This window comes from Mycolicibacterium sp. XJ1819 (genome assembly GCF_053483675.1).
In genome coordinates this window covers 1-14502 of sequence record NZ_JBEFST010000012.1, presented here as the reverse complement: position 1 = coordinate 14502, position 14502 = coordinate 1, and the positions used below count along the sequence as shown (strand labels likewise).

The 14502-nt window shown below is 62.3% G+C and carries 12 protein-coding genes; 6 read left to right on the top strand and 6 right to left on the bottom strand.

The annotated features are described in order from the left end of the window. The first annotated feature begins 22 nt into the window (after positions 1-22). From ABQE89_RS14405 to ABQE89_RS14380, 6 genes are all read left to right on the top strand, one after another. On the top strand, positions 23-505 hold the full coding sequence (locus ABQE89_RS14405) for a DUF4395 domain-containing protein (protein ID WP_448417634.1): 483 nt from the start codon (positions 23-25) through the stop codon (positions 503-505). 36 nt (positions 506-541) lie between these two features. Beyond that, complete coding sequence (locus tag ABQE89_RS14400) at positions 542-1375, top strand: sulfurtransferase (RefSeq protein ID WP_448417632.1); 834 nt, start codon at positions 542-544, stop codon at positions 1373-1375. Position 1376: 1 nt separating this feature from the next. Continuing rightward, positions 1377-1679, top strand: a complete 303-nt coding sequence (locus ABQE89_RS14395; RefSeq protein WP_448417630.1) for a DUF1416 domain-containing protein — start codon at positions 1377-1379, stop codon at positions 1677-1679. 196 nt (positions 1680-1875) lie between these two features. Beyond that, a complete protein-coding gene (locus tag ABQE89_RS14390) occupies positions 1876-2505 on the top strand; it encodes a heme-binding beta-barrel domain-containing protein (RefSeq protein WP_448417628.1) in 630 nt (209 codons plus the stop codon). Continuing rightward, positions 2505-2765 (top strand): hypothetical protein, encoded by a 261-nt coding sequence (locus tag ABQE89_RS14385; RefSeq protein ID WP_448417626.1) that lies wholly within the window; start codon positions 2505-2507, stop codon positions 2763-2765. Before ABQE89_RS14390 ends, ABQE89_RS14385 begins: the two co-directional genes overlap by 1 nt. 426 nt (positions 2766-3191) lie before the next feature. Continuing rightward, the gene (locus ABQE89_RS14380) at positions 3192-3698 is read left to right on the top strand and encodes a nuclear transport factor 2 family protein (protein WP_448417624.1); all 507 of its coding nucleotides are present in this window, start codon (positions 3192-3194) and stop codon (positions 3696-3698) included. Between the two features lie 369 nt (positions 3699-4067). Here ABQE89_RS14380 and ABQE89_RS14375 read toward each other — a convergent pair whose 3' ends face one another. The 6 genes from ABQE89_RS14375 to ABQE89_RS14350 form a co-directional block, all read right to left on the bottom strand. Then, positions 4068-4922 (bottom strand): acyl-CoA thioesterase, encoded by an 855-nt coding sequence (locus tag ABQE89_RS14375; RefSeq protein WP_448417622.1) that lies wholly within the window; start codon positions 4920-4922, stop codon positions 4068-4070. Positions 4923-4991: 69 nt separating this feature from the next. Further along, positions 4992-5951, bottom strand: coding sequence for an acyl-CoA dehydrogenase family protein (locus tag ABQE89_RS14370; protein WP_448417620.1), 960 nt, complete (start codon positions 5949-5951; stop codon positions 4992-4994). Next, complete coding sequence (locus ABQE89_RS14365) at positions 5948-7099, bottom strand: acyl-CoA dehydrogenase family protein (protein ID WP_448417618.1); 1152 nt, start codon at positions 7097-7099, stop codon at positions 5948-5950. Before ABQE89_RS14365 ends, ABQE89_RS14370 begins: the two co-directional genes overlap by 4 nt. Before the next feature lie 738 nt (positions 7100-7837). After that, a complete protein-coding gene (locus ABQE89_RS14360) occupies positions 7838-8938 on the bottom strand; it encodes a Rieske 2Fe-2S domain-containing protein (RefSeq protein ID WP_448417616.1) in 1101 nt (366 codons plus the stop codon). A gap of 162 nt (positions 8939-9100) precedes the next feature. Beyond that, a complete protein-coding gene (locus ABQE89_RS14355; protein ID WP_448417614.1) occupies positions 9101-10648 on the bottom strand; it encodes an aldehyde dehydrogenase family protein in 1548 nt (515 codons plus the stop codon). 1710 nt (positions 10649-12358) lie between these two features. Further along, positions 12359-14035: an AMP-binding protein gene (locus tag ABQE89_RS14350; protein ID WP_448417612.1), complete on the bottom strand. Its 1677-nt coding sequence runs from the start codon at positions 14033-14035 to the stop codon at positions 12359-12361. Positions 14036-14502: the final 467 nt, after the last annotated feature.

The following is a 14502-nucleotide window of genomic DNA, read 5'->3' as shown; positions in this document are numbered from 1 at the left end:
ACGACACAACAGGAGCACAAACATGCCGACCAATACCACCAACACCACTGCCGGCCAGCAGGTCGACCAGGTGGACGTGCGCGGTCCCCGGTTCACGGCCTGGGTCACCACCGGCGTACTGGCCGCCGTGCTGTTGGTGTCGACTCTCAGTCCGATCACCGCCGCGGTGGTGCTGGCCGCGCAGGCGGTGGTGTTCGGGATCGGCGCGTGGCGCGGACCGCGCAGCCATCCCTACGGCGTGCTGTTCGCCCGCCTGGTGGCGCCACGCCTCGGCCCGGTCACCGAGAAGGAACCTGTGCCCCCGCTGAGGTTCGCCCAGGCGGTCGGTCTGGTGTTCGCCGCGACCGGTGTGGTCGGCTTCGCCGTCGGCGTCGCGCTGCTGGGTCTTCTCGCGACGGCGTTCGCGCTCGTCGCCGCGTTCCTCAACGCGGCCTTCGGCGTCTGCCTCGGCTGCCAGATCTACCCGGTCGTGGCCCGGCTACGCCACAATCCGTTCCCCGCATGAATCGTCAAAACCCAAGTAAGTGAAAGGAACACGCGTATGGCACGCGCCGACGTCCTAGTCTCGACCGACTGGGCCGAGAGCAATCTCAACGCGCCGAACATCGTTTTCGTCGAGGTCGACGAGGACACCAGCGCATACGAGCACGGTCACATCGAAGGGGCCGTGCGGATCGACTGGAAGACCGATCTGCAGGATCCGGTGCGACGTGATTTCGTCGACGCCGAGCAGTTCTCCAAGCTGCTGTCCGAACGCGGTATCTCAAACGACGACACCGTGATCCTCTACGGCGGCAACAACAACTGGTTCGCGGCGTATGCGTACTGGTATTTCAAGCTGTACGGGCACGAGAACGTCAAGCTGCTCGACGGCGGCCGCAAGAAGTGGGAGCTCGACGGGCGCCCACTGGTCAAGGAGGTGCCGAACCGGCCCGCCACCACCTACACGGCCAGGCAGCCCGACAACAGCATCCGGGCGTTCCGCGACGAGGTGATCGAGGCCATCGGCACCAAGAACCTCGTCGACGTGCGTTCGCCCGACGAGTTCTCGGGCAAGATCCTCGCACCGGCGCACCTGCCGCAGGAACAAAGCCAGCGCCCGGGGCATATCCCCAGCGCGATCAACGTTCCGTGGAGCAAGGCCGCCAACGAGGACGGCACCTTCAAGTCCGATGAGGAGCTGGCCAAGATCTACGCCGAGGCCGGCCTGGACGGTCAGAAGGAGACCATCGCCTACTGCCGCATCGGTGAGCGTTCGTCGCATACCTGGTTCGTGCTGCAGGAGCTGCTGGGCCACGAGAACGTCAAGAATTACGACGGAAGTTGGACGGAATACGGCTCCCTGGTGGGGGCCCCGATCGAGTTGGGAAGTTGATATGTGCTCTGCACCTAAGCAAGGCCTGACGTTGCCCACCAACGTCGACCTCGAGAAGGAGACCGTGATCACCGGCCGCGTGGTCGATGGGTCCGGTCAGGCCGTCGGCGGCGCGTTCGTGCGTCTGCTGGACGCCTCCGACGAGTTCACCGCGGAGGTCGTCGCATCGGCCACCGGTGACTTCCGGTTCTTCGCCGCGCCCGGCACCTGGACGCTGCGGGCCCTGTCGCCCGCGGGCAACGGCGACGCCAGCGTGGCGCCGTCGGGTGCCGGCATCCACGAGGTCGACGTCAAGGTCGCCTGACCAGTTGAGCTCGAACGTGAGCTTGTGTTCGAAGATCGTCGAAAATCTCGCACGCAAGCTCACGTTCGGCGGTCAAGGCCTTTGCATCTAGACTCGACGCCGTGGTGTTGTTCTTCGAGGTGTTGTTGGTGGCCGCGGTGGTGGTCATCACCTGGTTTGCGCTGTACACGTTGTACCGGCTGATCACCGACGAGTCGTGACGTCCGGCGACGAAGCCGTCGCGGCCGCGGCCGAAAGGGCGAAAATCACTGCCGCGCGCAACATTCCGGTTTTCGCCGATCTGCCCGCGCCGTCCGACACCGCGAACCTGCGAGAGGGCGCGGACCTCAGCGACGCGCTGCTGGCGCTGCTACCGCTAGTGGGCGTCTGGCGCGGCGAGGGTGAGGGCAACGACCCGCAGGGTGACTACCGGTTCGGCCAGCAGATCGTGGTCTCCCACGACGGCGGCGACTACCTGATCTGGGAGTCACGCTCTTGGCGGCTGACCGACACCGGCGAGTACGAAGGGCCCGCGCTGCGGGAGTCGGGCTTCTGGCGGTTCGTCAACGACCCCGCCGACCCGTCCGAGGCGCAGGCCATCGAGGTGCTGCTGGCCCACTCGGCGGGCTACGTCGAGCTGTTCTACGGCTATCCGCGCAACCAGGCGTCGTGGGAACTGGCCACCGACGCCCTGGCGCGCAGCAAGTCGGGGAAGCTGGTCGGCGGCGCCAAGCGCCTCTACGGCATCGTCGAGGGCGGTGACCTGGCCTACGTCGAGGAACGCGTCGACGCCGACGGCGGGCTGGTTCCACATCTGTCGGCGCGGTTGTCGAGGTTCGCCGGCTAGTGCGCATCACCTGGTTGGCCGCGTGCCTGAGCGCGGCGGCAATTCTCGCGGGGTGTGGCTCCGAGCCACCGGCCCAGCAGCCCAGCCCGTCGGTCGCGCCCACCGAACACGGCTCGCTGGCGCACTGTCTGGGCGAGCACGGCGTTCCGGCGGCACCGGGCCCGGCGGTCGGACCGCCGCCCGGCGTGCCCGCGGAGACGTGGCAACAGGCCATGCAGGAGTGCTCGTCGCTGGCGCCCGGCCCCGCCGACCGGCCGTAGCTCAGACGTCAGCGAGGCGCGCCGGCCACCGCCCCTGTGCGCTTCGGAGCGAACAACAAGCTGTTCCCGACAATTGTTCTGCCCGGACTCGGATCGCTCGCTGGAGAGACGCCATTCTTCATGGATTTGTTGCCGCAGACGAAGATTTGAGACTCCGACGGGGTATTGGGGCGCCTACGACGAGAAGTCCTGGCGGTCGGTGATCATCCTGGAGGACATCGCACACCCGAAAGGGGCTCGGTTCATCGATCCGACCACTCCGCTGAGCCGCAGTCAGGTCGAGGACATCGTGGGCCCGAGGTCTGTCCGCAGGGCATATTAGCCAAATGATCGGTTGGAACTGCCGAAGGAAAGTTCGGGTCTCTGCCCCTGCCGCCAACTCGGATATGTTCGGCTGGCCACGCGTGCGCATACATTCTCATAGTTGTGAAGCCCGTCAGCATCCGTCACAACGGATCGAGCCTGCCGGATAAGATTTCAAATGATCGTTTTATTAGCCTGATAGTCTGGGATCTCAATGGTCAGGAAGGGAGAACTATGTCAGAGATGCTGTCGCAGGAAACCACGACAACCCGTGCGGTGATCGCTGCAGCCTATGAAGCCGCCCGCACATTAGACATGCCGGCCATCGTTAAGCTCTTGCATCCGGATGTGGTCCTGCATGAACCTGCCAGCCTGGCGAACGGTGGTGTTCATCGGGGCCTTGAGAACGTGTTGCAGGCGCTGACATACGTGTTCGAGACCTTCGATATGACCGGGCTTGAAGTCGAAGAATTGGTGGTAGACGGACCTCGGGCGGTGGGGCTGATCACGTTGCTGTTCCGCGGGCGTGACGGTGAGAGAAGCGCTGTGGCTGAAGTCTGGGAAGTGCGGGACGGGCAGATCGTTGAGATTCGTCCCTATTACTGGGACACCAAAGCGATCACTGGGTAGTCAACGTTGTCGCCCACACAGGGACGCCCCAGATGGGCTCTGGCCAGCAGGGTTCTATCGTTTTGGTGAACTCCGTCCTGCTGGCATTCGGCGGCAAGATATTTTGCTGGCGCAGTCGGTGGCGCAGATGCGGCTCAAACCCTGGGCACAGGTCGGTGGACTGCCCGCGGCCGCCCTGGAGCACGCGCGGACGGCGCAACGTCCATTATTCGCCCATGCTGAACGTCAGCAGTTGCTGCCAAGCGCTCTCGCCAGACGCGCCCCGCGGAGCCTGGGAAGCCGACCGGGGTCTCACAGCCGAGGTTTGACAAAGTCGGGACAGCTGCGAGGGGGGTGAGATCCATGGCTCGGGGGCCAGCGGTCCCATCGTCAGCCACGTTGCGTGTCGTCTTTGGTCCACGTGACGGCCTCCTGGATAACGGTGGCGATCGGGCGCTCGTCTTTGGCGCGCACCTCGCCGCGGACCAGGCCTCGGCCTCCGCTCTGCACAGGCGAGAGCGACTCGATCAGGAGCCAGTCATCGATCCTGGGGGTGCGGTGGAGCCACACGACGTGGTGGGTGGTTGCGTACCGCAACGCACGGTCGCTGGCATCGACGGCGTGTTCAAGGCAGAGAAGTTCAAAGAAGTAGATGTCGCTAACGAAGACGAGGCCCGCTTCATGAACTCCAATGTCGGCCGGCTGCGGTTCGGCCGTACGGAACCACAACTGACGGGTTAGAGATCCATTTACGCGTCGATCGCGGAACCTGATGTCGAAGTCTGTTGACGTGACCGCACGCGACTTGTGGGGCGTGCCGGTGGCTGGTAGCGCGTCAGGAGGTACTGGGGTTGGCCAGCGACCGTGCTCCCAGCCGTCTCGTGGCGTGTAGAAACTAACCGAGCCATCGGCGACGATGGCGTCGCCCTGTACTACGGTTACGCGTCGCAGGCCAGACGATGCCCCGTCGTGAACCGAGTCGACAACGTAGTCGACGGGACGTCCGCCATCGGCGGGCCGAAGGAATCGAGCGTCGACGTTGCTGGTGCGCAGAGTGGGTGAGGCGGTAGCGCGGGCGGATGTCAGCATCTGAGCCAAAAGAGTTCCGCCATACATACGGCCTCCCTTCGGGTCACAGCGCCTACTGCGCCATGTCACGCTGTCGATGCGGTCGACACCGAACAGGTTGGCGACGCCGACCTCCTGGTTCGATTTCGGCGCACCGTGAGACTTCACCACCGACACAACACCTTTCGACTCACGTGCGCGCTGCCCAATGCACGTGCATCGCGGACGGTCTGCTGACTGTGTGCACTATCCGTGTAAGGACAAATCTCGATGGAGCAAGCTCTCTGCGCCCACACCTGCGGCTTGCAGCTCCTCTTGGAGCTGCAGGGCACGCTTGTAGTACAGGTGAGGCGTCGCTTCTGCCGTAAACCCCATGCCGCCATGCACCTGTATGGCCGTCTGCCCAGCCTGGATGGCCGCCGGCGTTGCCACGACTGCGGCGGCGAAGGCTTGATCGGGTGCGGCGCGATAATTCTCTGCCCAGCACAGTGCTGCGGTAAGCACCTGACTGCGGGCCATCTCCAGGCTTGTATACGTGTCGGCCAGCAAGTGCTTGATTGCTTGGAAAGAGCCGATCGGGCGGCCAAATTGGCGGCGTTCGTTGGCGAACGTTACCGACGTTTGCAGGGCGCCGATACCCACGCCGACAAGGTGTGCCGACACTAGTGCGGCGAACTGCCATCGCCACCGGTCGACCTCTTCGACGTCGGCGACGCGGACACCCGTCGTCGTCGATGATGAGTCGCCCATCATCGCGCGAGGGGTTGTTGGATCGACGTGTGGCAGTGCTTCCCAACTTGAGGTTGCAGTATCGATAAGCACCGCGCCTTCATCGCCCACGATTACGCACTTGTCGGTGCGCCCGCCATAGCTGACACCGCGTGTCTGGTCGAACGTGCCGGACACTGTCGCCGAACCCTGGAGCGCTTCTGGTGATGCCTGCCCTAGCAGATCGGCCCATACCATCAGCGGTGTGGGTGCCAGAGCCGCACCGCAAACAATCGCTGCGAGAACTGCTTCCACTGCACTAAGTCCACTGCCGTGTGGTTCAGGGTGGCGTACGCCGATGACGCCGATATCGGCCAGCGCTCTCACGCTTTCGCTGTGGTCGCTGCTGCTCGTTTGCCACCGCCTAGCGTGCTCGTTGCAGACATCGGCGGTCACTGCGATGAGTTCGCGTTGGATATCGTCGACCTCAAGATTCATCGGGCACTCCTGGGAAGACCGAGCAGCCGTTCAGCGATGATGTCACGCTGGATCTGTGAAGTGCCGCCGGCTATTTCGAAGGCAAAGCTCCACAAACGTTGCCGCAGAGCTGTTTCAGCCCATCGGTGGTCCTTGCCTGATAAGGCGCGGATCGCGATCGGCGCCGCAAACGCTCCCAACCGGTTGGCCAGCGTGGAGAAACCGAGCTTGAATGTCGAGACTTCGTACCGTGGCGCCTCGCCGTGAGCCGAGGCTGACACGTTGCGGCGCAGCAACGCCCACGCCGAAGCCAGTTCTGCCCTGAGGTGCGCCAGTTCTGCCGCTTCGGCGGAACTGGCGCCGACGCGTTCTACAAGTTCGTCGGCGAGCCGGGTGGCTTTGACGAGATCGCCGGTGAATGCGAGTAATCGTTCCTGGGTCAGGGTGGTCATGGCGACTTGCCAACCGCCGCCTTCCTCGCCCACCCTGTTAGACACCGGGCAGCGCACATCGTCGAGAAATACCTCGCAGAAGTCGGCGCCGCCGTCGATGGTATGGATAGGACGCACATCGATCCCCGGGGAATCCATAGGTACCGCTAGCCATGAGAGCCCGTTGTGTCCCACAGAGTTTGGGTCGGTGCGGACGACCATCTCGCACCAGTCCGCCACGTGGGCGTTGGTGCTCCAGACCTTCTGGCCGCTGATCACGTACTCGTCTCCGTCGCGCTCGGCGCGGGTGTTGATTGCGGCGAGGTCCGAACCAGCTCCGGGCTCACTGAAACCTTGGCACCAGACTGATTCTCCGCGCAGTATCGGTGGGACCAGCCGGGCGCGGATCTCCTCCGGCGCCATGGCGATCAGAGTCGGTCCGGCGTGCATGAGGCCCACCAGGTTGACTCCCACACCGGGGGCGGCGGCGCGTCCGGTCTCCTCGAGGAAGATCAGCTGTTCGGCCGCGGTGCCACCTTGGCCACCGAACTCAGTTGGCCAATCCATTCCGGCGAATCCCGCGTCGAACAGCCGTCGTTGCCAGTCGAGGTCGTAGGCTCGCCGGCCCTGGTGATCGTCGTGGTCGGGTGCAGGAGGCAGCTGCGGGACGGTTTGACGGAGCCATGTTCGCAGCCGAGTTCGTAGCTCGCTTTGCTGATCGTCATCGCGCAGGCGCATGGCGCTACACCAGCGTCCCGAATGAGTGAGCGCGCACGTTTCCTTTCCGATACGTAACGAAAAGACGTGGCCCTGATGTCGGGCGTTGTGCTGCTCGGTCGATGTCGGCCATGGGTGTCGGTCCTGGGGAAGTGTCCACCAGTTGTGCTGTGTTGCCTTCAATCATCGGCTGGCCTACTTCTCGAGACTGATGACTCGTTCGGGCCGCGCTTAAACTCCACGCGTGGCCTGCTCGACAAGACGCAGTGATACCTCCTCGTGTGACACGAAGGCGTAGCCGAGGTCGTCGAGATCGAAAACGCCGCGGGCTCAGCGCGGCGCATCGTCGATGTCCGGCACACGCGGTGGGGTCGACACTTACTTTCATCACACTCCTAACTCCGCCGCACCCTGAGGAAGTTCACGGTGGGCACGAAACGTGGCATGGGCCCTTCCCTTTTGCCGACGGTGCGCTGCGATTGGCGCCCATACCCGGCACAGTCGGCGACCAGGTCGCCACAACACGGCGGCCGCCGCAGTAGCGCGGGTGTGACGGTCTCGTCATTGTTTACCGCCTTGACTTGCTCCATCTTGGGCCGTTTCACAATCACAGTGGAATTCAAGTGGAGGTTGCTCGAGTGCTCAAAAACGTTGCCCTGGAAGCTTTTCAGAATATGTTGCAAAGCCCGCCACCTGGGCCGCGGATTGTCCGTCGTGGTGCAGTCTGAAGCTAGTGGGGTCATCCAAACGGCTACCGGGTTAGCTGTCATCGTTCGTGGAGTAGACGGGGTTGGGGTAGAACTGATCGAAGTGCCGCCGAATGAAGGCGTATCGGGTCTGTTCCTCAGTCCCGGTGAAGATCGGCTTGACGATGTATTTTTGGTTCTGCCAGATGTGGAAGTCGTTGCGGATCTGCCAGTGCTGCGCCGCCATCATTTTTCCGCTTCGACCTTGGGGGATATCGCCGTCGTCGCCGGGCTCCCGCGTCCCGGTAACGGTGCTAAAGAAGATCGTGTTGTTGTCGTCGACGGGTGTAAGCGCGGGCAGATGGATGCACACGAGGTCACCAATCCGGAACCGGGCAACTCCGAGTGAGGCGCCCCAAAAGAAGTTGTCGACATAGCCCAAAACGGGGCCGTTCGGCGTCAGCCAAGTCTTCTCCTTGCCGCCGCCGAACATGAGCCGCATGACATTCTCGGCGTAATGGCCGTCGACGTTGTAGTCGGAGAACTCGGCGTCGAGGTAGGAGCCGTGAACGTACTTGAAATGGTGGGGATCAGCGCTGTTCTCGAACGGGAATTGTGGTTTCGCCAGGTACGGGCCGTCAACCGTGGTGTTGATCGGATAGTAATTGGACTTGTCGCCGAAGTACGGTAGTCCCGGCCATTCATAGGTTGGATCACCCTGGGCATGGTCGTACCACATGACAATGATGCCGTCGACCTCGCGGACATGCCGCTTGCGGATCGTAGCCTTGGTCGGCTGTCCTGGGCGATAGGGGATCTCGACGTTGTTGCCTTCGGTGTCCCATAGCCATCCGTGGAATGGGCAGGCGACATTCTCACCACAGACTCCTCCGCCGAACTCCGCCGGGGACGGCCTGCCGAGGTGGGCGCCCATGTGTGGGCAATGGGCATCGAGAACCGACAGCACACCGGACTCCGTGCGGAAGACCACGAGATCGTCGTTGAACCACTTCGCGGGCTTGACCTCGCCGGGCTTAATTTCGCTGGAGTAGCCGATCACATACCAGCCGGTAGCGAAGTCGGTGTAGGGCCATCCGTCCATGTGCGCAGGTCCGATGCCGAGACCCATCTCCAATCCGCTGCGGCCTTCGGTCCGCCTGTCGAACGTGGTCATGCCTTGTCCTTCCGTCCCAAACTGGATGCGTTGGTGTCGATAATTTTGAGCCGAGGCAATCCTCATACATACTGTCAACCTAACGGCTGAGACACAGAGATTGCCAGGTATCAATACCTTAATTGTACTGCGGCGTAGAAGTCAACCGCTCGTTTGATAAACTCACCGTGGTTGGAGGCCTAGCCGACGGCGCCAGTCCCGCATGCCCAGAAGCCGGATCGCGCCGCTGATCAAGCGCCCCTTGACAGCGGTGTGAGGGAACCACTGTGGCTCCTTGGTCCCGATCGACACGCGGTCGGCGACGAATGCCTGTGTCTTGCAATATTTCTGCACGGACTGACCGCCACCGAACCGCGCTCCCAATCCGGATTCTTTCCAGCCGCCGAAGGGCAGCGGTGACTGAAACAGGGTTGCCAAGACGCTATTGACCGACACCCCACCGGTCTCGAGTCGCTTCGCCACTCGGACCGCTCGTTTGGCGTCAGCGGTGAACACGCTTCCCGACAGCCCATAGGTCGAGTCATTGGCCAAGCGGATCGCCTCGTCTTCGGAACTGACCCGCATCACCGGAAGGATGGGGCCGAAAGTTTCTTCGGTCATGCACGTCATCGAGTGGTCGACGTCGACGAGGACGGTGGGCAGATAGAAGTTTCCGGGTGGACGTCGTTGGCCGCCGCTGAGAAGCCGCGCGCCCTTAGCAACGGCGTCTTTGATGTGTCGATCGACGATGTCGACTTGCGCGGAAGTCACCAGAGCGCCGACATCATTGGTAAACGAGCGGTCGGTTTCAACACCGACCCTGAGGGCAGCCGCCTCGGCGGCGAGTTTCGTCACGAACTCGTCATAAATCGTGTCGTGCACATAGACTCGCTCGACCGAGATGCAGGCTTGACCGCAGTTATAGAAGCCGCCCCACAACGCTGCTGCCACCGCTCGGTCAACGGATGCGTCATCGAGGACGACCATCGCATCCTTGCCGCCCAGTTCCAGGCTGCAGGGAATGAGCCGCTCGGCCGCGCGGATCGCGATCGCGCGACCAGTGCGGGTAGAACCAGTGAACTGCACCATGTCAACGAGGTCGACAACGGCCGCTCCCGTCGTACCTGCGCCGATCGCACACGCCAACACAGGCGGTGCACCGATTTCTTCCCGCCATCCGCGAACTACTTCGGCCCATGTCAATGGCGTGACTTCGGAGGGCTTTGACAGCACAGCGGCTCCTGCAGCCAGTGCAAAGGGCACATCGAGCATGGGCATACCCAGGGGCGCGTTCCACGGAGTGATGATCCCGACGAGCTGGTGTGGCCGATAGTGCACACGCAGCTTCTTGGTGATGTTGGCCGGCCCGTAGGTCGCTACCTTTTCGTCGGCCAGCCACTTGTCAACGTGCTTGGCGATGTAATTGATGATTTCGACACCAATGGAGGTCTCGATGGCCGCATCGCCCCACGACTTGCCACTTTCAGCCTGGTCAAGATCGAGCAATCGAGCTTCGTTGTCCATGATCCAGTCGAGCCAATCCCGAAGATGGCGGACCCGGCCTCGCGCGCCGATGGCTTCCCACTCCGGTTGGGCGGCTCGCAGCTCGTCGGCCAGCACAGCGACCTGTTCGGCCGTATGCACGGCCACAGCGCCGACGACCTGACCGTCTGCGGGATTGCGCACCTCCAGTCGCTGTCCGGCATCTAGAGAATTGGTTGTCGCAGTCATGACACCTCCACGCGGGTCTGCCTCAGACCTCTCTGAGGGAGTACGGGCTATCGATCCCTAGGCTATACCCATTCTCAATCGATCGACCGATATTAATTTGGTTGGATTGTGAACTGCGCGAGAGGGTCTGCCTGCACTGTTGCACCAATCCTTGGTCGGCGCTGGCCAAGCACGCGGCGATACTGTCAACTGATCGACCGAGATACTGGGCCTTACACCGACGGCGTGCGGCGCCGACACCGCCGAGGGTTTGATTCGCGAACCCATCGAGAGTTACGCGCTATCCCCGGCGCCACATCGCGCACGAGGCATGTCCACAGGTTCGAGAACCTGACGACCCACTGAGGCGTTGCCTTTCAGCGGCGACGGCACCTGTCACAGCACCCACTTGTTCGGCCCGTACAGTTGATGGTGCCGGGCACCAGAGCCTACGGCCACGCATAGAAGGATCCGGCCGGAGATGGCTGAGGTCGGCAATGTGCGTTTCGCGGCGCGTAGAAGCCCTGGGGCATCAGGATCTTCCTATTGGAAGTTGCGCCGCCGTGACCGTCGAGGTGCCATGCAGTCAATGCTGAACGAAACCGTTGGTCCACAACCCCTTATCGGGCGGACGATAATCGACCTCCAGATAGGGGCAGCTGCTCCCATTGCAAGATCACAGCTTCGGCAGGCGTCGGACGTCGTTGGGTACGGCCACATCCACGGACTCGCCGAGGGTGCAACAGCCCTCCGGAGCAGGGCGGGTCTGCACTCGTCGACTAACACGTCGTGTCGGCGACTGCTTGCCCAGCACCGGCCCGAGCATCAACCGATCGGCTGAATTAGATCGTCTTTATCAATCCGCGATTGTACGGAATTGATAGATCTGGCCGGTTATACTTACCTCAACTTGGACAATGGATGATTCAACCGAACGGTAGAGTATGAAGCAGGTAGCAGTCACGTGGGTACAAACCGCGGCGAACCGTCGGGCCGGAGTCCGATTCGCCCTACCTGCCTCGCCACCCCAGGCCATCGCGCTACCGATTCGTCGGACTGGCAGCGTATGCGCTGTTTCAAGACCTTTCAGTAGCCGAGCAACTGGTCGGCTTTCGAAACGAGCGGTCCTGCTATGAGTTCGACGGCGGAGGCAGCGCCAATTTGGCGCGTTGTGGCAACGCCGCAGGTCGGGGCCTATCGTTTCGTCAACTTGCAGGATCACACCGCTTGGCGCGTTATCGTTCACGGCCAAGGTGGATTCGAAGCCGCGATCGCAGGTCATGTCAGCTATCGGGGTGGTTGGTTCGTCCTGCCCTTGCCACCCGGACGTTATTGGTTGACCTGGGATGGCACTGTGTCGTTACTTGCTCCTCGTACAGGCGAGGCGCCGCGGACGGAGCCGCGATCGGCGGTTTTTGTTCTGCCGCTGCCTAATTCCGCGAGTATTGCACTCGTTGGTCATCGCAGCGGTTCGGTTGAATTGAGTTCGCAAGGGCTTCCGTAGCTTCATTGCGCAATACTGGACTGGTACCCGTTGGTCGCAAACCTGTTGTCGCGAAGCACTTTTAGTCGTCCCACCGAAAACGGCCCCATGTCGGCGAGGACAACACAAGGGCCCGCTGACTGCGGCATCGGCGTGAACGCAGCCGGCGGGGTGTGCGTGCTCGTGGGCTGTGGCATCGGTTCTCTTGGTGTGCCCCGCCGGTTCGGGGTGCCTGATGCTCTTTTGTCCTACGGTTGTCGATGCGATTGAGCGGCAATTTCGAGTGCCCACCGGTAATCGGGCTTGCCAGCGGGTCCGCGTTCGATGCGGTCGACAACGACGACGGCTTTGGGGAGCTTGTACCGGGCAATTCTTCGGCTGGCCGTATTGATGATGTCTTGCTCAATGTCGTGGTGATCTCCGCGCACGGCCACGATAGCCACGACCTCTGAGCCCCATCGTTGGCTGGGCCGGCCGCACACGACGGCATCAGTGACATCCGGATGGTCGCGAACTGCGTTTTCGACTTCTTCGACGAAGATCTTCTCGCCGCCGCTGTTGACGGTTGTCGAGTCGCGGCCCAACAGCTCGATCGATCCGGTCGCCGTCACGCGCGCGCGATCACCGGGCACGCTTAATCGAATGCCCTCGATCTCGGGGTAAGACGAGGCGGTCTTGGCTTCGTCGCCGAGGTATCCCAACGGGATTCGTCCGGCGGAGGCCAGCCAACCGGTGCCGTCGTGCCCGGGTTGGAGGAAGTGCGTGAAGTCCTGCGACACGACGCGCGTTCGAGAATCGGGGGTGAATTCGCTTTTTTGTTGCGGCGAGGACACTGAGACCATGGAGCTGCCCTGGATGCCGGTTTCTGAGGACCCGATTGTTTCCAACACTGTCAAGTTTGGTACTGCAGCAAGGATTCGTGCTCGAGTCTCCGGCCTCAATGCGGCACCGCCGCTTACGAGGTATCGCAACGATGCCACATCGCGGGGGCGACGCTCGATCTCGTCAGCCAGGGGGGCGGCAAATGCTTCCCCGACGATCGCCATCTGCGTTACGTCGTCACATGCAACGGTGTCCCACACGTCGGCAGCGTCGAATGTCTTCACATTGTCGGGTATGACGATCGTGCCGCCCCGGCCCAACGTCTGCATGGCGCCCCACTGCGAGGCGCCGTGGATCAGCGGTGCGCACAGCAGCGTGCGTCCGGGTGAGCGTCGTCGCGCTGTCTCGACGGCGTCCTCAACCGACCGCCACTCCTCGCCATTGCGCCGATCAATGAGCCCCATCGTGGTGACGGCAACATCGGCCTGTCTCCACAGGACACCCTTGGGCATCCCTGTGGTGCCTCCGGTGTAAAGAACGTAGAGGTCATCGGCGGATGGAGCGGCGAGCGCGATCGGCTTAGTTGCCGCCAAGGTGTCGTGGTAGTCGAGGGCCGTCGGTAGCAGATCGTGGCCCGAGTCGTCCGCGACCTGAAGCAGCAAGGGCCGCAGATCTGTCATCGCTAACGCCTCGCCCAAGGCGGGGGCGAATTGTGCGTGGTACTGCAGGATCTGGGGTCTGGCGTCGTTGAGCAGGTATGCCAACTCGTCGGCGACATAGCGATAGTTAATGTTGAAGGGCGCCACCCTCGCGCGGTAGGCGCCGATCATGCCTTCCAGGTATTCAGATCCGTTGTAGAGGTACTGGCCCATCAGAGACTGACCGACTTCGTGGCCCCGCAGCTCGCTACGTTCTCGGTAGCAGCCGAAGCCGCGCTCGGCCAGAAGCGATGCCAGTCGACGCGAGCGATCGACGAATTCGGCGAAGGTGATCGTGGCCCGTCGCTCAATGATGGCCGGGCGCTCAGATACCGCAGCACCGATCCTTTCGATCAATGTTGCGAGATTCAATTCAACCGGGTTTGCTACGTGCGCCAGTTGCATGCTTATGTGCCTTTCGCCGAACATTGGTGTGGGTCGCCGTGCTATCCACACCTGTTTCACTTCGTTTCGAACGTCAATGAGCTAGCTCCACGCCGAAGAACGGACTAGATGCCCGCCACCGGTCAACGCCTACCAATCGGTTGAATGATAGGCCGGTCGGGTTTGCGGCGTCACCGTGGCGTCGCATCGACCATGCGGCTCGACGTTTCTGGGCCGCATCTGACCTCCACGTTTCTACTTCCCAGATTTTTCCTAGCTGGCACCGTTACGCCTAAATCATATTCAACCGATCGTTTGATCGCAACCTGTTGCGACTCAAGTGGGGCGCTCAACAAGAAGGGGGACGGCGTTGACTGGCAACGCACCAATTACGGCGGACCTCCGTGTGGTTTCAACGTGGACGATCCACAGCTGTCATCACCGTCGATTCCTGGTCAAGTTCAGAGACGTGGTGTACGACGTCGACG